This window comes from Kytococcus schroeteri, from assembly GCF_002847825.1.
GTDB lineage: Bacteria > Actinomycetota > Actinomycetes > Actinomycetales > Dermatophilaceae > Kytococcus > Kytococcus schroeteri.
Map to the genome: position 1 here is coordinate 1 of NZ_PKIZ01000163.1, position 306 is coordinate 306.

1 protein-coding gene is annotated in these 306 nt (G+C 67.0%); it reads left to right on the plus strand.

Going from position 1 to position 306, the window contains the following annotated elements; translation table 11 throughout:
* Positions 1–55: 55 nt before the first annotated feature.
* On the plus strand, positions 56–306 hold a 251-nt coding region (locus CYJ76_RS12005), incomplete at its 3' end, for an AzlD domain-containing protein (RefSeq protein WP_202820502.1).

A 306-nucleotide genomic window follows, 5' to 3' on the forward strand; every position in this document is an offset into this window, starting at 1 on the left:
CGTACACCTGCAGGCCGCCGCGGGCCTTCCAGAGGGAGTGGAGCTCGGCCCTACCTTGGCGATCCTCGGCTCGGTTTTCCTGGTTACTCTCGGCCTGCGCGGCCTGCCTTTCGCCGCCCTGCGTTTCTTTCGGGAGTCCGACCTTGTTGCCTGGCTGGGCCTGGCCATGCCCGTTGGCGTGATGACCCTCTTGGTCGTCTACACCGTCTCCGGCCAGGCGGATGCGCCTGGCGGTCTCGCGGCGGTCGGCATCGCTTTGGTCTTCACCGTTGCCCTGCATCTATGGCGCCGTTCGGCCACGTTGTC